A 26,285-nucleotide genomic window follows, 5' to 3' on the forward strand; every position below is an offset into this window, starting at 1 on the left:
GAAGGAGGTGCCGGGGCTCAGCTCCGCGGTTGCAGACGGAAGGTCTGGGCGGGGCTATTGTGGCAGCTCCACTGCTGCAGGAGCGCGCCGTTGCCGGTGGACATGTCGGTCACGTCGAGGCATTTGCCGCTGTGCCGGGCGGTGAAGGTGAAGCCGCCGTCGGCGCGCGGGGTGGGCTTCCACTGCTGGTTCGTGCCGCCGCCGTAGGTCCACAGGTTGACCTTGGCGCCGTCGCCGGTGGCTCCGCCGCCGCCGGTGACGTCCCAGGCCAGGGCGGGGGCGCGACGGTAGACGACCCGGTAGAAGCCGTCTCCGGCGGGCTGGAACCGGAAGTCCTGGTTGTCGGCGGCAGGGCTGTTGCAGGTCCACTGCTGCAGAGCGGTGCCGTTGCCGGTGCCCAGGTCACGCCCGTCGACGCACTTGCCGCTGTTGGCGTTGACGACCTGGTACCACGTGGCCGGGTCGATGGGGGCGGTGCCGGTGGCCGAGGTGGTGACGCTCCTGGCGGCGGACGCGCCGGAGACGTTCCCGGCCGCGTCGCGGGCCCTGACGGTGTAGGAGTAGGTCGTCGACGGGGTCAGGCCCGAATCGGTGAACGAGGTCGTGGCGCTGGTGCCGACCTGGGTCGCGCCACGGAAGATCTGGTAACCGCTCACCCCGACGTTGTCGGTGGAGGCGGTCCAGGTCAGGGTGGTGGAGGTCGCGGTCGTCCCCGTGGCGTTCAGGCCGGTCGGTACGGTGGGCGCCTGGTTGTCGACGGGACCGCCGTCGGCGGGCCAGGTGAGGGTGGCGATGGCACCGCCGGGGATGGTGTAGCTGAGCAGCCTGCCGTTCCACTCGACGCCGAAGGTGCGCTGGTCGCCGCTGATGTTCGTGACGACCAGGGCGGTGGAGCCGTTGGGGTTGACGAACGCGGTGTTGTGCAGGTCTCCGGCGTTGTTGGAGTTGAGGCGGACCGCGCCGTCCTTCACGAACCTGCTGAGGTGGCCGAGGGTGTAGTACTCGGCGTTGCGCCTGACGGTGGTGCCGTCGATGGAGACCACGCCGGTGCACATGCCCGCGGGATTGTTGCCGCAGCCGCCGTTGACGGGGCCGCCCTGGGAGTTGAGCGCGAGGTTCCAGGTGGTGATGCCCTTGGCCCAGTTGCGGGTGGTGCCGATCGAGATGTTGCGGGCGTGCCACTTGAGGGTGTCGGAGAAGAAGCGGTTGTAGTCGTCCCCGGCACCGTGCCAGCCGGAGCACTCGGTGAACCAGGTGTCCTTGGCCGGGAAGGCGTTGTGCAGGTTGGTCTGGGCGCTCGGGTCACCGGCGTAGCAGTGGTAGCCGGTTCCGGCGACCCACTGGGCGGCCGAGGAGTTGAGGATGTCGTAGGGGTAGTTCGGCTCGGCCGGGACGCCCATACGGGCGGCGTCGGCGGCGTCGTCGGGGTGCTGGGCCCAGTTGTGGTCGTAGGAAATGATCTTCACTCGGGACAGGCCCGCGTCGCGCAGCATCGGGCCGAGCTCGTTGATGATCGCGACCTGGTGCGCGACGGGCATGTCGGTTCCGGCGTAGGCGTCCGGGGTGCGGTTCTGCGGCTCGTTCTGGACGCTGATGGAGTGGATCGGCACGCCTTCGGCCTCGTAGGCCTGGACGAACTTCAGCAGGTACAGGGCGTAGGAGCGGAAGTAGGCGGGATCATTTTTGATCCGTCCGCCGATGACGGAGTTGTTGGCCTTCATCCAGGCGGGCTGACCCCAGGGGGTCGCCATGACCTTGAGCGCCGGGTTGAGTTGCAGGGCGCGGCGCAGCAGCGGCAGGATCTGGGACTGGTCGTGGGCGATGCTGAAGCGCGCCTGCGGCAGGTCGGTCTGCCCGTTCGGCAGGTCGTTGTAGGTGTAGTGCGGCTCGTCGATGAAGTCCGAGCCGCCGATGGGCTGGCGCAGGAAGCTCATCCCGATGCCCTCGGTCGGGCTGAACAGCGAACGCATCACCTCGTCGCGCTGGGCCGCCGGGAGGTCGTAGAGGAGTTCGGCGGAGGAGTCGGTGAGCGAGCCGCCGAACCCGTCCATGGTCTGCAGGCGCTGGCCGGTGTTGATGATGATCGTGTCCGACGGGCGGTTGCCACCGGTTTCGAAGGTGGCGCTCGGGCCGGGGCTTAGCAGCTGGGACCGGTCGGGGGTGGTGACCCAGGAGGAGACCGTGGGAGCGATCTGCGCGTACGCCGCGGTGTTCGGCAGGCTGGTGAAGGAGGCGAGCGCCGTCGCGAGTCCGGTGAGCACGGCGAGCGCCCGGATGCGGTGACGCGGGGCGTGCCGAGAACGTGGGGCTGTCATCTTTCCTCCGTGTGAGGGGGTCCGCCGGTCGCCGTCTGGCGTACCGGCCGGTGCGGGGGCTCCGGTGGTGCGGGCCACCGGAGCCCGTGGTGCCTCGGGTCGGTGTGGAGGATCCCGGCGCCGAGGTTCAGGAGCGGGAGGCAGGGCTGAGGGGCAGGGCTGAGAGGTCAAAGCTGGGAGGTCAGGGCTGGGAGGTCAGGCGGAAGCTCTGGGCGGGGCCGTTGTGGCAGGACCACTGCTGCAGGCGGGCGCCGTCGGCGGTGGAGACGTCGGTCACGTCCAGGCACTTGCCGCTGTTGCGGGCCTGGAAGGTGTAGGTGCCGCCGGTGCCGACCGGCTTCCACTGCTGGTTGGTGCCGCCGCCGTAGGTCCACAGCTGGACCTTGACGCCGTCGCCGGTGGCTCCGGCTCCGCCGGTGAGGTCCCAGGCCAGGGTCGGCGCGTTGCGGCTGAGGACCTGGTAGAAGCCGTCGGTGGTGGGGCGCAGCTGCCACTGCTGGTTGCCACCGGCCGCTCCGCACGCCCACTGCCGCAGTACGGCACCGTTGCCCGCACCGGCCGCGTCCAGGCACTTGCCGCTGTTGACATTGACCACCTGGTACCAGGCCGTCGGGTCGATACCACCACCGCCGCCGCCGGGCGGCGTGGTCACGCCGTGGGCCCCCGAGGCGGGCGAGAGGTTACCGGCGGCGTCGCGGGCCCTGACGGTGTAGCTGTAGGTGGTCTGCGCCGACAGGCCCGAGTCGGTGAAGGTCGTCGTGGCGCTGGTGCCGACCTGCGCGCCATTGCGGAAGATCACATACCCGCTCACCCCGACGTTGTCGCTGGAGGCTCCCCACGACAGCCGCGTGGAGGAGGCGGTGGTCTGCGAGGCCTGCAGGTTGGTGGGCGCGGTCGGCGGGCTCGTGTCCCCGCCCGAGCCGCCCCCGCCGTCCCAGGTGAAGGTTCCCGCCGCACCGGCCGGCAACGTGTAGGTGAAGGACTGGCCCTTCCAGCGCACCTTGAACGCCTTGCCGCTCGATCCGGCGTTCAGGGCGAGCAGGGCGATCGAGCCGTCGGGGTTCTTGAAGGCGACCGATTCGAGGTCGCCCGCGTAGGTGCTGGAGTCGATCCGCCTCGCGCCGGGGACGACGAACTTGCTGACGTGCCCGAGCACGTAGTACTCGACGTTGTAGGCGACGTTGCCGGAGTTGTTGTCGATCGTCACGACGCCGCGGCAGGTAGTGCAGCCGCCGTTGGTGGGACCGTTGTTCTGGTCCAGCGCCATGTTCCACAGCGTGACGCCCTTGGCCCAGTTCCGCGTCGCGCCGATGACCAGGTTCTGCAGGTTCCATTTCAGGTTGGCGCCGAAGTCGGTGGCCCAGTTGCCGCCGGAGCATTCGGTGAACCAGATGTCACGGTCGGGGTGGGCATTGTGCACGGCGCTCTGCGCGCCGACGTCGCCCGCGTAGCAGTGGAAGGCCGATCCGGCGAGGTACCTCTTGGCACCGGCGTCGTTCAGGACCTCGATCGGGTAGTTGGGCTCGTCCCAGTTGTGGTCCCACGCGATGATCTTGGTGGAGAGGCCCGCCGCGGCGAAGGCGGGGCCGAGGTGGTTCTTGACGACGGCGGCCTGCTCGCCCGGCTCCATCCGCATCGACGCGTACGGCGCTTCGTGGTGGGGCTCGTTCTGCAGGGTGACCGCGTAGATGGGCAGGCCCTCGGCCGCGTAGGCCTGGGCGTATTTGACGAAGTAGTCGGCGAAGGCGGCGTACCTGTCGGTGCGGAGCTTTCCCCCCACGAGGGAGTTGTTGGTCTTCATCCACGCGGGCGGGCTCCAGGGAGTGCCCATGATCTTCAGGTCCGCGTTTCTGGACTTGGCCTGCTTGAGCACCGGGATGATGGCGGAGCGGTCGTGGTCGATGGAGAAACCGCCCAGGTCACAGCAGCTGTCGTCGTAGGTGTAGTTGCTCAGGGCGAAGTCGCTGGTGCCCATCGGCTGGCGCAGGAGGCTGAGGCCGATGCCGGAGCCTCGGTCGAACAGCTTGTCCATGAGCGCGGCGCGCTGGCCGGTGCTGAGCCTGTTGGCCACCAGCCAGGCGGAGGAGTCGGTGAAGGAGGCGCCGAAGCCGTCCATCGTCTGGTAGGCGGCGGCGTCGGAGACGTCGATGGTGCTCGCGCTGCCGCTGTCGGCGCCGAAGGTGACGGCGGGCTGCTGCTGGAGCAGCTTGCCGCCGTCGGCGGTGGTGACCCACACGTTCGCCGTCGGTGCGGCGGCCTGGGCGGGTGCGACGACCTGGAGGGACAGGCCGCCCCCGAGCATCACGGCGGTGGCCCACAGGGCGTGGCGCCTGCCCGTGCCGGGCGTTGGTCTTCTCATCGTCGATCCTTTTCTGGTTGCGGGGGGAGCCGGGAGGATCAGCGCGGAGCGAAAAGCGCGCGGGGAGGATCAGCGCGAGGTGAAGGACTACGGGAAGGGTCGGCGCAGGGCGAAGGGGGCGGGAAGCATCAGCGCGAGGCGAGGAACCGCGGGAAGCATCAGCGCGAGGCAAGAAACCGCGGGAAGCATCAGCGCGAGGCGAGGAACCGCGGGAAGGGTCAGCGCAGGGTGAAGGTCGCCACCGCTCCCGCGGGCAGCGTGTAGGAGAAGCTCCTGGCGCCGAGCGTCACGTTGAACCGCTGCTCCCCGGCGCCCCAGTCGTCGTTGACCGCGATCAGCACGATGTTCCCGTCGGGGTTGCGGAAGGCGACGCCCGTGACGCTGCCCGCGTAGGCCGTGGAGTCGACGCGGACGGCGCCGGGCCTGAGGAACTTCGAGCCGTGGCCCGCGACGTAGTAGTGGGCGGTAGGTGTCACCTCCCCGCTCTCCGGGTCGATGGTCACGGTGCCGAAGCAGGTCGCGCAGCCGCCGTTGTGCGGGCCGCCGGACGGGTCCAGCGCCAGATTCCAGCCGATGGCCGTCTTGGCCCAGTGCCGCATGCCCCAGACGGTCACCTGGCGGGTCTGCCAGTGCAGGGTGTCGGAGAAGGTGGTGGTGGGATCGCTCGACTGGTTGGGCGAGCACTCGGTGAAGTAGATGTCCTTGTCCGGGTACAGGTCGTGCAGTCGCGACTGTCGCTCGGGATCGCCGGAGTAGCAGTGGAAGGCGGTGCCGGCCAGCCAGCGGCGGGCGGTGGGGTCGTCCAGCAGGGATTCGGCGTAGTCGGGGTTCGCCGGGTCGTCGGCGGGGCCGCCGTCGTTGGGGTGCAGGGACCAGTTGTGGTCGTAGCCGAGAAGTTCGGTGGACAGGCCGGCCGCCCGTAGTTCGCGTCCGACCAGGGGGATCAGCCTGATCGCCTCGTCGTGGCGCAGGTCCATGCCCGGGTAGCCGTCGGGGGTGCGGTTCTGCGGCTCGTTCTGCAGGGTGATCGCGTCGATCCTCACCCCGGCTCTGGCGTACGCGCCGACGAACGTGGCGAGGTACTTCGCGTAGGCCCGATACACGCGTTCGTCGTCCTTGAGCCGTCCGCCGACGAGGGAGCCGCTGGTCTTCATCCACGCGGGCGGGCTCCACGGGGACGCCATGATCTTCAGGTTCGGGTTGAGCGCGCGGGCTTCGCGCAGCAGGGGGATGATCTCCTTTCGGTCGCGGTCTATGGAGAAGTGGCGCATCTGGTAGTCGGTCCGGCCCGCCGGCAGGTCGTTGTAGGTGTAGTGCTCTCCGGCGACGAAGTCCGAGGAGCCGATGGGCTGGCGCAGGTAGCTCAGCCCCAGTCCGGTGCGGGGTTCGAACAGCTCGCGCATCAGCGTGCGCCGGTCCCGTCCGGGCAGTTTCGCGATGAGGTGCGCCGACGAGTCGGTGATGGAGGCGCCGAAGCCTTCCACGGTCTGGAAACGGCGTGAGGGGTCGACGGCGATGGTGGGCGACGCGGCGTCGGAGGGGCCGACGAGGTCGGTGCGGTCGGCCAGGAGGTTGGCCTGGTCGCCGGTGGTCAGCCACGCCGTGACGGGACGGGTGTGCGCGGGGGTGGCGGTCGCGGTCGTCGCGGGCACGGCCAGCACCAGGGCTGTCGTCACCGCGACGAGAGGGGTGCGCATGGCGTTACTCCTGAATTACATTAAGGCGAAAATTAACTCTGCATCAGAGTGGCTTCACCTCACAGACCTGTCAAGAGTGAGTTTCCAAACGACCGCGACCTTCCCCATCCGCGGAAGCGCGCCCAAAACCGCTGGTGAACGCGATGATGGGCCTGGCGCACACCAGGCCCATCACGAAAAGGCGCGATCGCGCCGACCACGCGATGCGCCGGAGTCCGAGGCGGCCGCTACTCGGTCGCGCGCTCCGCGGGAGCGCTGTTGAGCAGGAACTCCTCGACGACGAGTGTCGCCGCGCCCAGGGCGATGGAGTCGACGCCCAGCCGGCCCAGCCCGATGGCGGCCGTGGTGTACGGCCTGGCCAGGCAGTTCTTCTCGGTCGCCTGACGGATCTTGACCAGCAGGCGCTCGCCGAGGAGCACTCCCGCCCAGCCGCCGATGACGATGCGTTCGGGGTTGAAGAGATTGATCAGGTTGGCGAGACCGATTCCCAGGTAGTTGACGGTCTCCTCGATCACGGGTGAGCCGCTCGAAAGCAGCCCGGCCAGGGCGGTGGGCTCGTCGATCGTCTCGCTCCACAGCCCGGCTCGTTCCAGGATGCTCTTGGCGCCCACGTACGCCTCCAGGCAGCCCCGCCCCCCACACCGGCAGGCCCGCCCGTCCGCCATGATCTTCGTATGGCCCCACTCGCCGGCGCTGCTGTTGGCGCCCAGGTAGGTGACGCCGTCGGCGATGATGCTCGCCCCCACCCCTGAGCCGATCAGCACGGTCACGACGTGCTGTGCCCCGCGTCCCGCGCCGAACCACAGCTCGGCCTGCCCCATCGACTTGGCGCCGTTGTCCACGTACAGCGGCAGGCTGGTGCCCTCCCTCAGCAGTTTTCCCAGGGGAACCGCGTCCCAGCCGAAGCTGGGGGCGTGGATGACGGCGTCGGGCCCCTTCTCCACGACGCCGGGCACGCCCACCCCGACACCGAGCACCTGGCCGGGGGTGATCCCGGCCTCGCTCAGCACCAGCTCGATGCCCGCCAGGATGTGACGGACGACGATCTCGGGGTCGTGCCGGGCCGGGCGCAGGGCGTACTCGATCTTGGCCTGCCGGTTCATCTCCAGATCGAACAGCTCAACGCGGACGTGGGTCTCCCCCACGTCGATGCCGATGACGTAGCCGTGGCTGGTGTTGATCCGCAGCAGCACCCTCGGCCTGCCCTTCTGGGACTCGGCCTGCCCCGCCTCGTAGATCACTCCGTAGGCGAGCAGCTCGCCGACGACGTTGCTCACCGTGGCGGGGCTGAGCGAGGCGACCTCGCTGAGCTGCTGGCGACTCGCCGGCCCTCCGAGATAGAGGGCGCGGAGTACGGCCGCCCGGTTGCTCCGCCGAAGGTCGTGGACCGTTTTCTGTCGTACTGCTGCCATGCCGACATATTAGGTCACGACGAAAAATAAACGAGCACCACGTCCCCCCCAGAGCATTGACGGGATACCGGAGCAACATTAACGTAAGGCTTAAATTAATTAGACGATCTTGATCGAGGATCCATGAACTCTCCGCACGTCTCGCGTGAGCTGGGTACGCTGGCGCCCTCGGTGGAGCTGCGCACGCTCGCGGGCCGCGTCGTTCCCTACGCTTACGGCAGGCCGCTGCCGGGAGGCGAGCGGCAGCGGTCTCGTCGCGTGATCGACCTGGCCGGCCGCTGGCGTGGCCGGCGGATGGCCTTCGACCACGATCTGTCCCTCACCGACCGCGCGGACTCCCTGGCGGCCATCGAGTCCGACGGGTTCCACTCCCCCGACCTGGACGACAGCCGATGGGCGCTGCGCGACCTGCCCGCCTGCGAGAACGGGCCCGGCGAGCCGTACGAGGACGGGATCTGGTACCGGCGGCGCTTCACGGTGGCACACGCCGACGGCGAACGGGTGCGGCTGACGTTCACGGCGGTCAACTACGTGGCCGACGTGTGGGTCAACGGGCGCTGGATCGGCTGGCACGAAGGCGGTTACACCCCTTTCGCCCTCGACATCACCGACGCGCTGACCGGCGGCGAGAACGTGCTGGTGGTCAGGGTCGACAACCCGCCCTGGGGAAGCAGGACCGACATCGTACCCGCCGTGCCCAGCGACTGGTGGAACTACACCGGCATCATCCAGGACGTCTACCTGGAGATCCTGCCCGCCCAGTCCATCGCGCGCCTCGACGTCGTGCCCTCCCTGAACACCCTCAGCACGACGATCGTGGCCGAGGGCGCCTTCGAGGCCAGACTGCGCCTGCACGAGGCCGTCGTCAGCGAGGACCTGCTCGCGACGCCCTACGCCGAGGATCTGGCGGGCCCGCAGGTGTGGTCGGCGAGCGTGTCCGGTGTCGACGTCGCGACCCTCACGATCGAGGTGCCCGACCCCAGGCCCTGGTCACCGGAGACGCCCCATCTGTATGTGCTGATCGCGACGTTGCCCAACGGCGACGCCTACGCCACCCAGGTCGGGCTGCGCACGGTCGCCATCGCGGACGCCGAGCCGCGGATTCTGCTCAATGGGCGGGCCGCGCGCTTCCACGGCGTGGCCCGGCACGAGGACTGGGCCGACACCGGCCGCACGGTGGGCGACCCTCAGCGCGTCGTGGACGACCTGACCGACATCAAGTCCCTCGGCGTGACCCTGCTGCGGACCGGCCACTACCCCAACCACCCGCTCACCTACCTGGTCGCCGACCGTGTCGGCCTGGCCGTCATGGAGGAGATCCCCACCTGGTGGTTCGAGCCGTACCAGTTCGCCGACCAGCTCCAGCGGGGCATCGGCGAGCAGATGTGGCGGGAGATGATCTTCCGGGACTACAACCGCCCCAGCGTCCTGCTGTGGGGCGGCACCAACGAGTCGATGGGGGTGACCTACCGCGCGGAGTTCCTCCGCCGCCTCCTGTGCGACCTGCGCCTGCACTACGACGACGGCCGCCTGATCACCCAGACCGCCGCGCCCGACCGGCCGGGACCGCACGACGCCACCCAGAACGTCGTGGACGTGCCGGGCTGGTCCACCTACTTCGGGGTCTTCATGGGCGAGGAGGGGCAGGAGAGCGCGCTCACCGCCGCCTTCCTCGACAGGGCGCACGAGGAGTTCCCCGGCAAGCCGATCCTGGTGACCGAGTTCGGCACGTGGGCCCGCGAGGACGACGGGCTCGCCCAGCGCCAGCTCGACGTCTTCGCCGGCACCCACCCCGCCTACGACCGGCCGTACGTGGCGGGAGCCGTGTGGTGGACGGCCTACGACTGGTTCACCCCCATCGCGGGTTTCAACACCTTCGGGCTCACCCACATCGACCGGCGGGCCCACCGCCCCGCCCGCGCCGCGCTCAGGACGGCCTACCGGGCGGCGGCACCGTCCACCTCGGGGCCGCCGCTCGCCCCCAGGAGACCGGCGATCCCCCTGCGCCCGCTGCTGCCGCAGGACTGGCGGGTCGCGCCGCAGCTCCTCGCGGACTTCGCGATCGAGGACACCGCGCACGTCATCCGGGACGCGACCGTGGAACGGGTGGCGCGGCCGGAGCTGAGCACAGGCTGGGCCGGCGAGATCACCGTGACCGGGCCCGAGACCGAGGTCGGTTTCTACCTCTACCACCGGCCGGTCGACCTGTCCGGCCACGAACTGTTCGTCCGGCTGCTCAACCCCGCCGGTGACTGCACGGTGCGCCTGCTCGTCGAGGGCGTGCCCGTCTACCTGCCGGGCCCCCTGCCCGCCGGGCGCTGGACGACCCTCAGCGCCGGGCGCGTCAGCCTCACCACCAGCCACATTCACGTGACCGTCGCCGCGGCGCGGGGACAGCGGCTCTATGTCGACGGCATATTCACCAAGGAGATCTCATGACACCCCCCTTCAGGTCGGCGGCGGTCCTCGTCCTCGTCCTCGTCCTCGCCGGGATCACCGCCTGCGGCCAGAGCGGCGCTCCTGGGCGGACCGGCACGTCCGCCTCCCAGACGGTGAACTTCTGGTACTACCAGCCGACTCCCGAGCAGTCCGTGCGGGTCAAGGACCTCGCCAAGAAGTTCGAGGCCGCCAATCCCGGGATCAGGCTGAAGATCACCGAGATTCCCAAGGACGACTACAACACCAAGCTGGCCTCGGCGATCAGCGGCGGCAGGGCACCCGACGTCGGCTACCTCGACCAGCCGCTAATGGCCCGCTACGCGAACGCGGACCAGATCGTGGAGGTGCCCGCGGGCACCATCGAGGAGGCCGACTACTACGAGGGGGCCCTCAACACCAACAAGGTCGGCGGCAGGCTCTACGGCGTGCCGCTGCAGCAGACCACCGTCGTGCTCTTCTACAACAAGAAGTACGTCACCACCCCACCCACCACCTGGGAGGAGCTGGTCACGGCCTCCCAGAAGGTACACGCCGAACATCCCGGCGTCGCCGGGGTCGAGGTGCCCAAGGGCGACGGCTACGGCGCCTGGCTGTTCCCCGGCTTCGTGGCCTCGGCGGGCGGGTCCATGCTCGACGAGGCCGGCCAGAGGGTCACCTTCACCGAGCGGCCGGCCCAGGACGCGCTCACCCTGTGGCGCACGCTGCTGGCGAGCTCGCCTCGCAAGATCAGCGGCAGCGAGAACGCCTTCCAGAAGGGCCTGACCGCGATGAAGTTCTCCGGCCCCTGGGACGTGCTCGGCATTCGCGAGCAGTTCCCCGGCCTGCGGTTCGGCACGGCGTTGCTGCCCAGGAAGACCCGGGAGGCCAGCACCATCGGTGGCGACAACGGCGTCGTCTTCAAGGGCGCCAAGAACGCCGACGGCGGCTGGAAGTGGCTGAGGTTCCTCACGGACGCCACCCACAACGCCGAGTTCAGCGCCATCACCGGCAACTTCCCCGTCAACAAGCGAGCCGCGGCGAGCGTGAAGGCCGGCACCGACCCCGAGTTCGAAGCGGTCCTCGAACAGCTTGAGTCGGCGACCCCCCGCCCCGCGGTGACCGAGTGGCTGCAGATCAACGACCAGTATCTCGCCAAGGCCATCGAGGAGGCCGTCGACGGCGGCAGGTCTCCTGCCGAGGCGCTCGACACCGCCGCCGTCAGCGCGCGCAAGGTCCTTGGATGGAAGTAGGGTCCGCCCCGCCCATCGCCGGCGGGCGGAATTCCCGTACGGCCCGGTTGAGGCGCGGGCGGAGGAACACCGTCGCGGGCTATCTCTTCGTGGGACCCGCGATCCTGCACACCGTGGTCTTCATGCTGGTCCCCGCGGTGGCCGCCCTCTACTTCAGCTTCACCCGCTGGGACATGCTCTCCCCCGCCGAGTGGGTGGGACTGCGAAACTACACCGAGATCCTCACCGACTCCCAGCTCTATCCGGACTTCTGGAAGTCGGTCAGGGTCACCCTGCTGTACACGGTGCTGGCCGTGCCCGTGTCCCTGCTCACCGGCTTCGTCCAGGCGTACCTGATCGACATGGTCAGGAAGGGGCAGTCGTTCTACCGCCTCGCCTTCTACCTGCCGGTCGTCACCGCCGAGGCCGCCGTCGCCGCCATCTGGCTGTGGCTGTACGACTCCCGGTTCGGGCTCCTCAACGCCGCGCTGGGCGTCGTCGGCGTCGAGGGGCCCGACTATCTCGGCACCCCCGGGCTGGTGGTGCCCGCGCTCGCCCTGATCGCCGCCTGGCAGTCGGGGACCGCGATGCTGATCTTCCTTGCCGGGCTCAAGGGCATCCCGAAAAGCTACTACGAGGCTGCGGAGATCGACCGCGCCGGCCGCTGGCAACGCCTCGTCCACATCACCCTGCCGCTGCTGCGGCCGACCACCTTCTACCTGGTCGTCACCGGCGTCATCGCCTCACTCCAGATGTTCGGGCTGGTGTACGTGCTCTTCAAGAGCAACGCCGGCCCCGAGCGGTCGGGGCTCAGCTACGTGCTCCACCTGTACCTGTTCGGTTACCGCGACGGGCTGATGGGGCCGGCGAGCGCGATGTCGTTCCTGCTGTTCGTGACCATTCTGATCGTGACGTGGGCGCAGTTCCGCCTCGCGCGCCGCCGGAACGGGGAGTGACCCGATGACCGCCACCACACCGATCCGGGCCGCCTCCCCCGGCGCCCGGCCGGCACCCGCGCGCCGTCACGCCCGCCCCGGGAAGTCCCCCGCGGCACCACGCGTGATCGCGAATCTGATCCTCGCGACCGGCTCCGTCGTGGCGCTGACGCCGTTCGTGTGGATGATCGCCACCTCCTTCAAACGACCCCAGGACGTGTTCACCCCCACCCCGAACCTGCTGCCGCTGGACGCCGAGACCGGCCGGTGGGCGCCGACCCTGGCCAACTATCTCAACGTGCTGGACATCGGCGGCTTCGGGACGGCGCTGCTGAACAGCGTGATCGTCGTCGCCGTCCTGATACCGGCCAAGCTGATGTTCGACGCGCTGGCGGCCTACGCCTTCGCGCGCATCGACTTCCCCGGCCGCGACAAGCTGTTCATGGTCCTCCTCGCGACGATCATGGTTCCCGGGATCGCGCTGCTGATCCCCAAGGTGTTCGTCACCCAGGAACTCGGCATGGCCGACAGCCTGACCGGGGTGATCGTGCCCAACCTGATCTCGGCCTTCGACATCTTCCTGCTGCGGCAGTTCTTCCTGACGATGCCCCAGGACGTCGAGGACGCCGCCGAGATCGACGGCGCGGGCAGGCTGCGGGTGTTCTGGCACGTCGCGCTGCCCCTGGCGAGGCCAGCGCTGGCCGTGGTGACCATCACCAGCTTCATCTACCACTGGAACGACCTGCTGTGGCCGCTGGTGATCCTGTCCGACCAGGAGAAGTACACCCTGCCGCTCGCCCTGCAGGCACTGGCCTCCGGCCGGGCCGCACAACCTCACCTGATCATGGCGGGGGCCGTCGTCGCCGTCATGCCGGTCATCCTGATCTTCCTGGTCTTCCAGCGCCGCATCCTCGACGGCATCCAGCTCACCGGCCTCAAAGGCTAGATCCCGGCCGCCCCTCACCCGCCACCGGCCTGCCCCTCTCAGCAACGGAGCACACGCATGACCATCGAGATCCGCGACGGAGTCACCATCATCGACGGAGTGGCAAGGATGCTGGTGACCGCCGACTACCCCTACTACCGCGACGCCCCCTCCCGCTGGGCCGATCGGCTGCGGAGCGTACGAGACGAGCTGGGCATCGACGTGATCACCAGCTATATCCCCTGGCGGCACCATCAGCCCTCGCCCGGCATGGCGCCCGACTTCACCGGCGAAAGCCACCCCGGCACCGACGTCGTCCGGTTCCTCCGGCTGTGCGGCGAGCTGGGGCTGAAGGTCATCGCCAAACCAGGTCCCTTCGTCCACGCCGAAGTCGACTACGGCGGGCTGCCCGACTGGGTGAGCCCCGCCGCCGACCCCGCGATCGAGCCGCTGCTCGACGCCCGGGGCGTACCGTCGCTGTGGTCGCGGGAGGCGCTGCCCGCCCCGCTCTGCCCCGCGTTCGAGGCGCACACCCGGCGGTGGCTCTCGGCGGTGGGCGAGGAGGTGCTGGAGTCCGCGTCGTACCCGGACGGTCCTGTGATCATGACGCAGATCGCCAACGAGGGCATCTTCACCAACGGCGCACTGCCGCTCACCGCCTACGACTACAGCCCGTCCGGCCTGGCCTTCTTCCGTTCCCGCCTGCGCGAGTGGTACGGCACGCTGGAGGACTACAACCACGCCCACGCCACCGGCGTCGCCTCCTGGGACGAGATCGAGCCGCCCGGGGCGCGAACCGGGCCCGGCCGTTCCGAGGGGGCGGCGGCCCACGCCGACTGGGGCCGCTTCCACGCCGCCTACCTCGCCGAGGTGTATCACCGCTGGAGCCGGGCGGTCGGCTGCCGGGTGCCCGTCGTGGTCAACCTCAACCCGCCGACCGTCGGCGACCTCGACGCCTGGCTCGCCCGCGTCCGCCCCGCCGCCTGGGACGGCGTCCACTACGGCTTCACCAACTGGATGGGCGTCGTCTCGGCCGACCCCGACGCCCATGCCCGCTACGTGATGGCCGCCAAACTCGCCCCCGGCCCCAACCTGGAGGAGAACTGGGGCTTCTCCGAGCTCTACGACCGCGCCTACGCCGACGCCACCACCAGCTACCACCAGACCCTGCTCGCCCTGGCCTGCGGCGCGACCGGTTTCAACGTCTACACGGGCGTCTCCACCTCCGGCTGGTCCCCGGCGCTCGACTCCCGGCACACGGCGCCCTACCCCGACTGCGCGCCCATCGACCAGGACGGCGCGGCCACCGCGAAGGCCCCCGTGGTGAAGGCCCTCGCCGACTTCTTCGCCCTGCACGGCGCCGAGTTCCTGGAGTGCGCGCCCGTCACCGGCGCGGCGTTCGGCCTCTACCGCCCCCACGCGGCCCTCGCCGCCTGGCCGGACGGCACGGGGACCCCGGAGTGCGGCCGATCACTGCGCGCCTTCCACGACCGGATGCGGGCGGCCGGAGCCGACTACGCGATCGTCGACCTGGAGACCGCCACCGCCGGGCAGCTGGCGGCGCACCCGTCGATCACCGTCTCCGAGGGCCCGCCCATGCGCGGCGACGTCCAGGATCTCCTCACCGCCTATCAGGCGGGCGGCGGGCTGGTCGGCACCGGCGAGTCTCCCGTCCCGGTGCCGGAGGCCCGGGTCACGCATGGTGAGGCGGACGTGTACGTCCGCCGCCACCCCGGGCGCGACGTGCGGTACATGACCGTCCTGGCCCGCAGCGACAACGACGGCCCGATCCGGGTCGAGACCGGTGAGGGCACCTTCGAGCTGAGCACCTGCCGGGGCGGCGGCGCCGTGCTGAGGCTGGCCGGAGGACGGCTGGACGACTTCATCGTCAAGGGCAGGAACGCTTTCCTCGACTCCGACGTCCCCGCGTCGATCGCCTTCGGCGACACGGTACACGCCTCGGATCGCCCAGCGGACCTGGTCATGGTCGACGCCGTCCTCCGCGTGCTCGGCGACGACCTCGCGCTCCGGCGCTGAGCGCGTCCCGCCCCGGGTTCGGCCCGCCTGCCCGCCGAGGCGGGCAGGTCCTCGCGCCCCGCCCGTTCGCCCCGTCCGGTTCGTCCGCACTGCCCCCCCGGCTCGTTCGCCCTGCCCGCCCCGTCCGCCCGGTCCGGGAAAAGGAGCGCTAAGCTCCCGTGCGCTCGCTCCATCTGACCTCGTACGGCTTGAGCTGGAACTGCCTGCCGTCCACGACGGTGGTGGTGGCGGCGTTGGTGGTGTTGACCATCACGAGCTGGCGCTCCTGGGCCAGGACACGCACCCGGGCGTTGGAGGAGGCGACCGTCTCCAGCGTGACCCCGAGGGGGAACCACTTGGTGAAGCCGCTCAGGATGCCCGCCATGGGCATCTCGACACCGGTGGTCGGGTGCCACAGGCAGCCGGGGCAGGCCTGGTCGTCACCGGTGGACTTGCGCTGGGGGTTCCAGAAGAGCGAGGTGGTGACGCCGCTGGTGGCGAACTCCATCAGCGCGGCCGTGTGGACGGCGATGCGGCGGTCCTCGGGCCAGTCGCTGTTGTTGGGCTCGACGTACCACTCGGCCCACCAGACCGGCAGGTTGCCGCTCTTCTCCTGCAGCCACTTGGTGAGGGCGCCGAACTTGCCCAGGGCGGTGAACTCGTCGGGGAAGGCCCCGGCCTCCTTGGTGACCGAGGCGCCGTCGACGACGATGAAGTCGGCGCCCTTCTTGTTGTCGATCCAGTAGCGGACCGCCTCCAGGTCGCGCTGGACGATGCTCCCCCACGGCCCCTGGATCTCCGCTCCCCGCTCGGGGACGGTGGTGCTGCCGACCGACACGTAGGGACCGCCGATCTTGATGTCCTTGTCGACGGCTTTCAGGGCGTCGTAGACCTTGTTGTACAGCTCGGTGTAGCCCTCGATGTCCCAGCGGTTCTGGGGCGTGTTCCAGAAACCCTTCAGCTCGTTCCAGACCATGAAGTGCTTGACGGTGGGGTAGCGCCTGGCGACGGTCGCCGCGAGCTTGGCGTAGTCGTCGAAGTGCTCGCGCCGGGGCGCGGTCTCCAGCTGCGTCCAGTCGGTACGGCCCGAGCTGCCGCCCTTCATCCAGTCGGGGGCGCAGCACAGCGTGATGATCGGGATGGACTGGGAGCCGGACATGAACCTGATCCGGCGGTCGAGGTCGCGGAAGTCGTTCTGGCCCGGCGCCGGTTCGGGGTTGCCCGCGCCCCAGCCCATGATGTGCTGGTTCTGCAGCATCGGGACCCGGCTCAGCATGTGGGAGGCGGCCTCGGTGACCTCGCCGCCCTCGTTGTCGGCGCTGAACTCCGTGTGGGTGATGCCCCAGCGCGGCCACTCCTGGAGGACGGGGGGCGCCTCCAGCACGGGGGCCGCCTGTGTCGGGGCCATCGTCATGCTCTGTCCGCGGGGAACGTCCGGCTTCGCGGCGTAGGCGATGATGCCGACCACGAGCGCCGCCGTCACGATCATCGCCCCCAGTGCGACCGGCCAGGCCGGGCGCCGTCGCTGGTGCCGTCCGTTAGTCGGTATCACCGATTCCTCGATCCTCGCAGGTCAACGAATGTAGCGTTCCACAGCGGCATTGGACGTGACGGTGCGCTCACCCGGTTCACAGGCAAGCGTTACCAGCCGCGCCGCCAGCGTATCCGCCGCGGCTTGCATGACGCTTGAAACTTCTACCGGCCACCGGAGGGCCGGGTCAGTCTCCCAAAACCCTCAGGGCCCGGTCGACGAGCGTGGGGACGGCGGCGCCGATGTCCTCGAAGCCCTCGCCGACGGTCTTGCCCTGCCTGAACCTGGCGTGGATGCCCTCCGCGATGACGGCGAGCTTGTAGTTGCCGAAGGCCACGTAGAAGTCCAGGTCGGACAGGTCCGCGCCGGAGACCTTCGCGTAGTGGGCGGCGAACTCGCGGGCGGTGAGGAAGCCGGGGGCCACGGTGACGTCCGCCACGACCGAGACCGAGGCGCGCTCCTCGTCCCCGGGATCCTGCCAGTAGGTGAGGGTGAGGCCGAGATCGGCCAGGGGGTCGCCGAGCGTTGACATCTCCCAGTCGACGACGGCGAGGATGTCGGGGTCCGGGGAGAACCGCACGAGCGTGTTGTCGAGCCGGTAGTCACCGTGGACCAGCGTCGAGGCGGACCGCGCGGGCAGGCGCTCGCGCAGGAGGGCCACCAGGCGGTCGTACGCGGGCAGCTCGGCGGTCTTCGACCGCTCCCACTGCTGTCCCCAGCGCTCCAGCTGGCGGGCCATGTATCCCTCGGGACGCCCGAAGTCCCCCAGCCCCACCTCCTCGTGGTCGATCGCGTGGATCGCGGCGAGCACCTCGGCCAGCCGCTCCGACAGCCGCCGGTTCTGATCGGGGGTGAGCCCCTGGGCGTCCTCCCGGGTGCGCACGGCCGCGCCGTCCACGTGTCCCATGAGGTAGAAGGGCGCCCCGATCACCTCCGGGTCGTCGCAGAAGGCGACCGGTTCGGGCACCGGGACCGAGGTCGGCGCGAGCGCGGAGATCACCCGCCACTCGCGCCTCATGTCGTGGGCGGTCGGCAGTACGTGCCCCAGCGGCGGGCGGCGCAGCACCAGGCGGCGCCCGGGGGTCTCGACGACGTACGTCAGGTTGGATCTGCCGCCCGCGATGAGAGAGACCCCGGTAGGCTCACCCGCGTCGGGGACATTGGCCGCGATCCATCCGACAAGGTGTGGCCAGTCGATGCCAGGGGTGCTCATAGCCACCAATTAGAACGTCACTCGGGTCGGCGGCGCCAGCCGGGGTCGCCCAATGAGATCCCGAAACGTTGTGATGGACGCCACCCACCCCCGCTTCCGTCCTTTATCGTTACATTACGTCCCTGCCAGCATGCTTGAGCTTTACGGCATTCTTCACAGGATGACGTAGGGGACCCCGCACATCCCAGTAGGAGCTCATGCGCGTCTCAGTTGTTCAGCCCCGTGACCTCGGCCCGGCCGACATCGACCGATGGAGAAGCCTCCAGGGTTCCGACCCCGCCTTCGACACCCCGTTCCTGTCGCCGGAGTTCACCGTCACCGTCGGCGCGCTCCAGGAACGCGTCCGGGTGGCGGTGCTGCACGACGGGACGGACGTGGTGGGATTCTTCCCCTTCGAGCGCCACCCGATGGGCATCGGCATGCCCGTCGCCGCGGGCCTGACCGACGCGCAGGGGCTGGTGCACGCCAAGGACGTGGAGATCGACGCGCAGCGGCTGATCAGGGCGTGCGGCCTGGCCGTCTACGAGTTCGACCACCTGGTCCCCGGGCAGCCGCTGCTCCAGCCGGGACACGGCAGGCATCCCTCGCCGATCATCGATCTGCGCGACGGCTTCGAGCCGTACATCGAGACGATCAAGGTGACCTCCGGCAAGACCTACCGCTCGACGGCGTACAAGAGCCGCAAGCTCCAGCGTGACGTCGGGCCGCTCCGGCACGACTACGCCACCACCGACCTGGCGCCGCTGCGCACGCTGCTCGGCTGGAAGACCGAGCAGTACCGCCGCACCGGCCGCACCGACCGGTTCGCCCGGCCGTGGATCGTGGAGCTGGTCGAACGCTTCCTCGCCACCGACACCGAGCACTTCGGCGGGGTCCTCGACATGCTGTACGCGGACGGGCGGCCGGTCGCCGGGCACTTCGGGCTGCGCACCGGCACCACCCTCGCGGGCTGGTTCCCCGCCTACGACACCTCCTTCGCGAAGTACTCCCCCGGCCTGATCCACCACCTGGCCATGGCCGAGAAGGCCGCCGACGCCGGGATCCGGGTCATCGACATGGGCCGCGGCGAGAAGGAGTACAAGGAGAAGCTCAAGAACGGCGAGTACGAGGTCGCGGAGGGCCGGGTCGCCCGGCTGAGCCCCGGCGCCGGGGTCCACTGGATGCTGCGGGTGCCGGTGCGCAAGGCGCGCGGCACGGTCCTGGCCAGCCCGCTCCTGCGCACCACCGCCGACCGCGCGCTCAAGACGTACGGCCGCCTGCGAACATCCCTGCAAGCGTGATCCATTCCGCCGTGGTGTGGGAACGGTCCTTCCACGCCCGGCGGGTCCGGTGACGGGAGGGTCTGCGGGCTCAAGCGGCCGACGCCGCGGTCCGTCCGCCGCCCGGAGACCGTTCCCACAATCCGCCCGGACGGTCAGCCGATCAGTTCGGCGACCACCGAGACGCCCCGCCTGACGTCGGCCCGCGACGCGGAGCCGTAGCCGATCACCAGGCCGTGCCGCAGCCTCGGCCCGTGGTAGTGGCGGGCCATCGAGTCGAGCAGCACGCCCCGGGCGCGGGCCGCCTCGACCAGGGGCGCGACCGTGTGCTCCGGCAGCTCCACCATGACGTGCAGGCCCGCGGTGTCGCCCGTGACCCTGGAGCCCAGGATCTCGACCACCACGGCGCGGCGGCGCGCGTACTCCAGGCGCATCCGCCGCAGGTGCCTGTCGAGGTCCCCCTTCTCCAGGAGCACCGCCACCGCCTGCTGGGCCGGGCCGCCCGTGCGGTCGGCCAGGGCGTCCCTGGTCACGGCGAGGGCTTCGACGAAGCTCGGGCGGGCGACCAGCCAGCCGACGCCGATGTCGGGTGTCAGGGCCTTGCTCAGGCTGCCCAGCAGCACCACCTGACCGGGGTCGAGGCCGTGGAGGGCGGGCAGCGGGGCGACGTCGTAGCGGAACTCGGCGTCGTAGTCGTCCTCCACGACGATCGCGCCGGTGCGGCGGGCCCAGGCGAGGAGGCGCTCCCTGCGCGGGATGGGCAGCCGCCCGCCGAGGGGGTACTGGTGGGCGGGAGTGGTGTACAGGACGCGCAGGTCGCCGGGGAGGCCGTCCACGACGACGCCGTCCTCGTCGACCGGGCAGGGCACGATCTCGGCGCCCCGCCCGGCGAAGACGTTCCTGGCGACGCGGTAGCCGGGCTCCTCGACACCCGCCCGGTCACCGGGCCGCAGCAGGGTGGCGGCGACCAGGTCGAGCCCGTTGCCGGTGCCCCGGGTGACCATGACGTTCTCCGGCCCGACGGGGATCGCCCTGGTCCTGCGGAGGTGCTCGGCCAGCGCGGCGCGCAGCCTCGGCAGCCCGCGGGGGTCGGGGTCGCCCTCCGGCGGCAGGTCGGCCGCTCCCCGCCAGGCCCTGCGCCAGGCGGCCCTGTCGTAGTCGTGGACCCACGGCTGCCCCGGGCGCAGGTCGATCACGCCCGGCCCGTGCCCGTTCCCGTATCCGTTCGCGGGAACCGTGAGCGGGACGGGGGCGGGGACGGGTTCCCGCCGGGCCCCCTCGGCGGGAAGCGCCATGTCGGCCACGTAGGTGCCCGAGCCGTGCCGTCCTTCGAGCCAGCCCTCCGCGTACAGCTGCTGGTAGGCCTCGGTGACGACGGTGCGGCTGACCGCGAGCTGGCGGGCGAGGGCGCGGGTGGAGGGCAGGCGCTCCCCGGAGGGGAGGGTGCCGCCGCGCATGGCGTCCCTGAGCCGGTCGCCGAGCTGGACGGCGAGCGCCGTATCGGACCCGCGGTCCACCGACACCGGCAGATCGACGACGGGGCGCGGCAAAGTGGTCTCCTGTAAGAGCATGGGAGTGGACGTGTTCCCGATATCCACTTCTTCCTAGATTAGTGCCATGCTCTCTACGACTCCCCGTACCACCCTCAGGCGCGCGAAGGACAGGGGCAGGACCTCCCGCGAGGATCTGTACGCGGTGCTGGACGCCGGGCTGGTCTGCCACCTGGGCGTCGTGACCGGCGGCTCCCCCATGGTCGTCCCCACCGGCTACGGCCGGATCGGCGACACCCTCTACCTGCACGGCTCCACCGGCGCGACCTCCCTGCGCGACGCGGACGAGGTCTGCGTCACGGTGACCCATGTGGACGGCGTCGTGCTGGCCCGCTCGTCGTTCCACCACTCGCTCAACTACCGTTCCGCGATGGTCTTCGGCCGCGCACGCCGGGTGGAGGACGCCGAGGAGCGCCTGGCCGGGCTGCGGGCGATCACCGAGCAACTCGCCCCCGGCCAGTGGGACGCCACCCGCGAGCCCACCGGCAAGGAGCTCGCCGCGACCATGGTGCTCGCCCTCTCCCTCGCCGAGGCGTCGGTGAAGGTGCGCCAGGGCCCGCCGGTCGACGACGAGGAGGACTACGGGCGGCCGATCTGGGCCGGGGTCCTGCCGCTGCACCAGGTCTGGGGAACCCCCGAGCCCGACCCCGCGCTCACCTGGGACCTGGCCGTGCCCGAGCACATCGCGTCGCGAACCATGCCCGCCGCCGGGAAGTGACGAGCCACTCGCCCACGGTCAGGACGGTCGTCCGTGAAGTCCCCGGTCAGGACGGTCACTCGTGAAGCTTTCGGTCAGGACGGCCATCCGTGAAGCCCACGGTCAGGGCGATCATCCGTGAAACCCTCGGTCACCCGAAGCGCGAGGCCGAAAACCGAGGTTTCGGTCAGCCCTCCACCGTCGCCGTGTTCAGGTCGCTTATAGCGGATAATCACTGATCAGATCCACTCTGCGCGACTTATTCACAGTTAATGCGCGGGATGCGGCTATCTATGGTTAAGCTACGGTCCGTCTGTTATGGGTGGGGGCCCAGACAACTGAGGAGACCGTATGTACGGCACGCCGTCGGCCTGGCGAGTCCCCGGATACACCGAGATCCGCGAGTTGGGCGCCGGTGCGGCCGGGCGTGTGGTGATGGCTCGGCACGACGCCGACGACATCGTTGTGGCGATCAAGTATCTGTCCGACGAGCTCAGGAGCGACGTCGGGTTCGTGGCGCGCTTCCGGCACGAGGCGAGGGTGCTCAACACCCTGAACAGCCCGCACTCCGTCCGGCTGTACGACTACGTCGAGACCGGCGACGGCGCGGCCATCGTCATGGAACTGGTCAACGGCGTCGCCCTGCGGACGTTGCTGCGCTCGGAGGGGCCGACCGGCCCCGAGGCCGCGCTGCTCGTGCTCAAGGGTTCGCTCCTGGGGCTCGCCACCGCGCACTCGACGGGCGTGGTGCACCGCGACTTCAAGCCCGAGAACGTGATGGTGGAGGCCGACGGGCGGAGCAAGCTCGTCGACTTCGGCATCGCGGTCCGCTCCGGCGACGGCGACACCCCTGCGGGCACGCCGCCCTACATGGCTCCCGAGCAGTGGGTGGGCGGACCTGCGGGGCCCGCCACCGACGTCTACGCCGCCACCATCGTGTTCTTCGAGTGCCTGACCGGCACCCGTCCCTTCCGGGCCACGAACATCGCCGCGCTGGCCCGCCAGCACCAGGTCATGCCGCCGCCGATCGAGGAGGTCCCCTCCGCCCTGCAGGGGCTGGTCGAGCGCGGCCTGGCCAAGCACCCCGCCGACCGGCCGCCGACCGCCACCGCGTTCCTCACCGAGCTCGAGGCGGTGGCCGCCGACGCCTACGGCCCCGAATGGCAGGAGCGCGGCCGGCGCCGCCTGGCCGGGATCGCCGGACTGCTCGGCGCGATGTTCCCGATGGACACGCCCATCCCCGGTGCCGACACCTCGCTGGCCATGACCGAGCTCGGCGGCGACGACGGCGGGGGAAAAACCTCCTCGGTCAGCAGGATGAGCGTCAAGATCCTCGTCGGCATCGGCTGCATCGCGGTGATCGGCGGGCTGACCGCGGTACTGGTCGGCTCCGGCGACCCCACGGAGATCCAGTCGCAGAGCTCCGTCACCTCGCAGAGCCCGACCCCCTCGGACCCGCTGGAGACGCTCGTCCCCGAGGACGAGACCGACGAGATCGACGAGCCGGTGGAGGAGTCGCCGTCCGAGGGCACGCCCACCCCGACGCCGACCCCGAGCACCACCGCCACCTCGGGCCTCCCGCCCGTGGCGCCCACCGCGACGTCGGCGGCCGCGACGCCCACACCGTCGGCGCGGCCCACCAGAAGGCCCACCACCCGGCCGACGAGGAAGCCGACGCAGAGGCCACCGTCCACGGCCCCCACCCCGGACGAGAACACCACCCTGGACGGCCCTCGCGACCCCGGCCGTCCCACGACCCGGCCGCCGTCGGCCACCCCGACCCGGCCGACGACCGCCCCGCCCCAGCCCACGACCCGCCCGACCCGGCCGACGTCCTCCCCCACCCGGCCGACGGAGCCGACCCCCACCACGGAGCCCTCCTCTCCCACCACGGAGCCCTCGTCACCGGGTACCGGGACACCCACCCTCACCTCCTCGCCCCTGCCGCCCGCCGAGACGGCTCCCGCGGCGTTCCTCGCCCTGGGCCTGGTGACGAGTGGGGCCCTACCGTTCACACTGGCCGTCAAGCGCGGCCTGACGGGACGGCACCGGAAACGCCGGTAGACAGGGGAACGATCGCGATCATGAACACCGACCCATGAGCACCGATCGCGGAGGTGTCGCCGGGTTCCGGCTGACCGGCCGTACCTGGGCGGACGACCTGGGAGTCTGGTCGTCGGCCGTCGCGGCCGACGGACGGCCGGGGAGCGCGCTCAGGTTCGATCCTCGGCTGGTCGCCGATCCCGCGGCGCGCGAGCGGCTGGTCGCGGCCGTGCTCGCCGACCGCAGGCTCGCGCAGAGCGGCATGACCGGGCTGGTCCCGGTCGCCGACCTCATCACTGCCCGGGACGAGGTCTGGCTGATCACCTCCACCCCGGCCGGACCGACGGTGGGCGACCTGCTCTCGCCCGGATCGCCCGGGTCGCCCCGGCCCGACGCGGGCAGCGCGGCCACCGTCCTGGTGGAGACCGCGCAGGCGCTGCTCGCCGTACACGCCTCCGGGCTCGCCCACGGGGAGCTCCACCCCGGCACCGTGGTGATCGCCCCGGACGGATCGGCGCTGCTCGCGGAGCGGGGGCTCGCCGACGCCCTGTTCGGCCGCCCTCCCGCGCCGGAACGTGACGTGGTGGCCTGGGCGTCGCTCGCCCGGGGGCTCGCCGCGACCTGGGCCTCGGCCGACCGCGGGGCGGCGGAGTTGCTGGAAAGGGCGGCGGCGACGGCCTCCATCAGGGGGCTCGCCCCCGCGCGCGACGCGCTGCTCGCCGGGCGCGACGTCCTGCCGTCCGGGTTCACCACCCGCGACAGGCTCGTGGAGACCCTGCACCGGTGGCCGGCGCACGAGGCGCCCGCCCCGGGCGGGTATCCGGCCCCCGCGCGGTCCGCCCCCGACGAGGGGGAGATCGTCACCCTGCTGCACGTGCCGAGGGCCGGTGATCCGCGCGTCCCGGGGACCGGCGAGCGGCGTGGGTCCGAGGAGGTGGTCATGCGGTTCGGTCCCGGGGTGCCCTCGGAGACCACGGCCGCCCAGCTCTGGCGGGCCGGCCGCGACCAGCAGCGGACCGAGCCACCCTCCGGCGCGCTCGGCGCCGGTGTGGCCCATCACGCGCGCCGCGGGCGCGGCCGGACGATCCTCGCCTCGGTGATCCTCGCGCTGATGGTCGTGGGCGCGCTGGCGCTCTGGCTGTTCCGGGGCCCGGCGACGCCCCTGGAGGTGACGAAGGTGGACATCAGCGCCCCGAAGAAGACGCAAGGGTGCGACACGACGGTCAAGATCACCGGCGTGCTGTCCACCAACGGCGCGGGCGGGGAGGTCAGCTACCAGTGGAAGCGCAGCGACCGCAAGCAGCCGATCACGCAGACCGACAGCGTCCCGTCCGGGGCGGCCTCGCACGAGGTGAGCCTGGAGTGGACGGTCAAGGGCGAGGGAAGTTTCAAGGGAACCGCCACCCTGGTGCTGCTCTCTCCCCTCCCCGAGGGGGAGAAGCTCCAGGACAGAGCCACCTTCACCTATAAATGTTCATGAGTGATCACCAAGGTCCACAATGCGGCACAAAGCCGTTCTTACTACTCTGGCGGCCATGACCACGCAGACCCCTCCCGGCTGGTATCCCGACCCCTACGGCTCGCCGCTGCTGCGGTGGTGGGACGGCACTCAGTGGACCGACGCCACCCATCAGACGGACGCTCCCGCCGGACAGGGCACGGAACGGGGGCCGCAGACCGGCCCCTCCCACCAGCCGCACCTCGCGGGACCGGGCCCTCAGCGGCCGGGGCCGTCTTCCGCCCCCGAAGGACCCCACGGGGTGGGTCCCACCGGCCAGTGGGCCCAGCAGGGCACGCACCAGCAGGGCCCGCCGGGACCGGCGGGCACGGGACAGCCGCAGTGGGGCGGGCCGCCGAACGGCCATACCGCGCAGATGCCCCTCCCTCCCTACGACGGCTACCCGTCCGGGCCGCCACCGCGCAAGAGCGGCCCCCTCCCGTGGATCCTGGGCGGCGGCGGCGCGCTGATCCTGATCGTCGTGATCGTGGTCGCCGCGATGTACCTGATCAACCCCGCCAACAGGAACACCGCGAGTGAGTCCACCGGGCTCCCGACCCCGCCTCCCACCGCGAGCCTGGAGCCCAGCCAGGAGCCGACTCCCGAGGCGACCCCCGCGCCCTCGGGGAGCGCGCCGCCCCAGCCGGTGGACGGTCGCGTCACGGACCCGGTGACCGGCCTGTCGTACGAGATGCCCGAGGGCCCCTGGAAGGTGCCCCCCAGCGGCGGCGGCGGGCTCGGGTTCGTCTGGAGCAGCGCGGTCGTCGCCGTCGCCCAGGAGAACTTCGACGGCAGGGGCGGCGACTGGCTCGGCAACGTGCTGACCGGCGAGCTTCCCGACCAGTACGGCTACCAGGGCGTCGGCAGCATGCGGTCGGTCGCCGCGACGCTGCTGCAGGTCGTGGAGCCCGCCTTCTACAGCCCTCCGCACACCCGGAAGATCGTCGAGGACAAGGCCGTCAAGGTCGGCGGCAAGGACGCCTGGCTGCTCGTCTTCGACCTCGACTTCTCCGAGCAGGCCGAGGCCAACGACTGGAAGTGGAAGCGGGAGCGGGCCGCGTTCCTGATCGTCGACCGTGGCGAGAACACCCGTCCGGCGCTGGCTTACGTCTCCGTACCGGACAATCTCGACATATCCGTAGCAGACAAGGTGATCAAGTCATTCAAGCTCCCATGAAGTGAGTACTA

General features: G+C 70.7%; 17 protein-coding genes. 10 read left to right on the top strand and 7 right to left on the bottom strand.

The window, feature by feature from the left end:
• Positions 1-17 precede the first annotated feature (17 nt).
• The 4 genes from ABD817_RS10575 to ABD817_RS10590 all read right to left on the bottom strand — a co-directional run bounded on the left by ABD817_RS10575 (position 18) and on the right by ABD817_RS10590 (position 7,783).
• Complete coding sequence (locus ABD817_RS10575; protein WP_344917627.1) at positions 18-2,315, bottom strand: RICIN domain-containing protein; 2,298 nt, start codon at positions 2,313-2,315, stop codon at positions 18-20.
• A 181-nt stretch (positions 2,316-2,496) separates the two neighbouring features.
• Entirely contained in the window at positions 2,497-4,674 is a 2,178-nt protein-coding gene (locus ABD817_RS10580) for an RICIN domain-containing protein (protein WP_344917628.1), read from the bottom strand.
• 218 nt (positions 4,675-4,892) lie between these two features.
• Positions 4,893-6,371 carry a glycoside hydrolase family 30 protein gene (locus ABD817_RS10585; RefSeq protein WP_344917629.1) on the bottom strand — a complete coding sequence of 493 codons (1,479 nt, stop codon included), beginning with the start codon at positions 6,369-6,371 and terminating at the stop codon, positions 4,893-4,895.
• A gap of 227 nt (positions 6,372-6,598) precedes the next feature.
• Positions 6,599-7,783, bottom strand: coding sequence for an ROK family protein (locus ABD817_RS10590; protein ID WP_344917630.1), 1,185 nt, complete (start codon positions 7,781-7,783; stop codon positions 6,599-6,601).
• Positions 7,784-7,906: 123 nt separating this feature from the next.
• On the opposite strand from ABD817_RS10590, the gene ABD817_RS10595 reads away from it, so the two are divergent.
• From ABD817_RS10595 to ABD817_RS10615, 5 genes are read left to right on the top strand one after another with little or no spacing between them, the layout of a single operon-like run.
• A complete protein-coding gene (locus tag ABD817_RS10595) occupies positions 7,907-10,222 on the top strand; it encodes a glycoside hydrolase family 2 TIM barrel-domain containing protein (RefSeq protein WP_344917631.1) in 2,316 nt (771 codons plus the stop codon).
• Positions 10,219-11,451 (top strand): ABC transporter substrate-binding protein, encoded by a 1,233-nt coding sequence (locus ABD817_RS10600; RefSeq protein ID WP_344917632.1) that lies wholly within the window; start codon positions 10,219-10,221, stop codon positions 11,449-11,451. The genes ABD817_RS10595 and ABD817_RS10600 overlap by 4 nt, the downstream gene beginning before the upstream one ends.
• Positions 11,442-12,386 carry a carbohydrate ABC transporter permease gene (locus tag ABD817_RS10605; protein WP_344917633.1) on the top strand — a complete coding sequence of 315 codons (945 nt, stop codon included), beginning with the start codon at positions 11,442-11,444 and terminating at the stop codon, positions 12,384-12,386. Before ABD817_RS10600 ends, ABD817_RS10605 begins: the two co-directional genes overlap by 10 nt.
• A 4-nt stretch (positions 12,387-12,390) precedes the next feature.
• Positions 12,391-13,311, top strand: coding sequence for a carbohydrate ABC transporter permease (locus ABD817_RS10610; RefSeq protein WP_344917634.1), 921 nt, complete (start codon positions 12,391-12,393; stop codon positions 13,309-13,311).
• A gap of 57 nt (positions 13,312-13,368) precedes the next feature.
• Positions 13,369-15,327, top strand: coding sequence for a beta-galactosidase (locus ABD817_RS10615; RefSeq protein WP_344917635.1), 1,959 nt, complete (start codon positions 13,369-13,371; stop codon positions 15,325-15,327).
• 148 nt (positions 15,328-15,475) lie between these two features.
• Here ABD817_RS10615 and ABD817_RS10620 read toward each other — a convergent pair whose 3' ends face one another.
• Both ABD817_RS10620 and ABD817_RS10625 read right to left on the bottom strand, forming a co-directional pair.
• Complete coding sequence (locus ABD817_RS10620) at positions 15,476-16,858, bottom strand: GH39 family glycosyl hydrolase (protein ID WP_344917636.1); 1,383 nt, start codon at positions 16,856-16,858, stop codon at positions 15,476-15,478.
• A gap of 166 nt (positions 16,859-17,024) precedes the next feature.
• Positions 17,025-18,050, bottom strand: coding sequence for a phosphotransferase family protein (locus ABD817_RS10625; protein WP_344917637.1), 1,026 nt, complete (start codon positions 18,048-18,050; stop codon positions 17,025-17,027).
• Between the two features lie 197 nt (positions 18,051-18,247).
• On the opposite strand from ABD817_RS10625, the gene ABD817_RS10630 reads away from it, so the two are divergent.
• Positions 18,248-19,330, top strand: a complete 1,083-nt coding sequence (locus ABD817_RS10630) for a GNAT family N-acetyltransferase (RefSeq protein WP_344917638.1) — start codon at positions 18,248-18,250, stop codon at positions 19,328-19,330.
• A gap of 134 nt (positions 19,331-19,464) precedes the next feature.
• Here the strand turns inward: ABD817_RS10630 and pdxR are convergent, their stop codons facing one another.
• On the bottom strand, positions 19,465-20,859 hold the full coding sequence (pdxR, locus tag ABD817_RS10635) for a MocR-like pyridoxine biosynthesis transcription factor PdxR (RefSeq protein ID WP_344917639.1): 1,395 nt from the start codon (positions 20,857-20,859) through the stop codon (positions 19,465-19,467).
• Between the two features lie 67 nt (positions 20,860-20,926).
• Here pdxR and ABD817_RS10640 point away from each other — a divergent pair, with 67 nt between their 5' ends.
• From ABD817_RS10640 to ABD817_RS10655, 4 genes are all read left to right on the top strand, one after another.
• The gene (locus ABD817_RS10640) at positions 20,927-21,577 is read left to right on the top strand and encodes a pyridoxamine 5'-phosphate oxidase family protein (protein ID WP_344917640.1); all 651 of its coding nucleotides are present in this window, start codon (positions 20,927-20,929) and stop codon (positions 21,575-21,577) included.
• Between the two features lie 330 nt (positions 21,578-21,907).
• Positions 21,908-23,620 carry a serine/threonine-protein kinase gene (locus tag ABD817_RS10645; RefSeq protein WP_344917641.1) on the top strand — a complete coding sequence of 571 codons (1,713 nt, stop codon included), beginning with the start codon at positions 21,908-21,910 and terminating at the stop codon, positions 23,618-23,620.
• A 34-nt stretch (positions 23,621-23,654) separates the two neighbouring features.
• Positions 23,655-25,079 (top strand): protein kinase family protein, encoded by a 1,425-nt coding sequence (locus tag ABD817_RS10650; RefSeq protein ID WP_344917642.1) that lies wholly within the window; start codon positions 23,655-23,657, stop codon positions 25,077-25,079.
• A 55-nt stretch (positions 25,080-25,134) separates the two neighbouring features.
• Complete coding sequence (locus ABD817_RS10655; protein WP_344917643.1) at positions 25,135-26,274, top strand: DUF2510 domain-containing protein; 1,140 nt, start codon at positions 25,135-25,137, stop codon at positions 26,272-26,274.
• Positions 26,275-26,285: the final 11 nt, after the last annotated feature.

It is taken from the genome of Streptosporangium oxazolinicum, from assembly GCF_039537505.1.
Taxonomy (GTDB): domain Bacteria; phylum Actinomycetota; class Actinomycetes; order Streptosporangiales; family Streptosporangiaceae; genus Streptosporangium; species Streptosporangium oxazolinicum.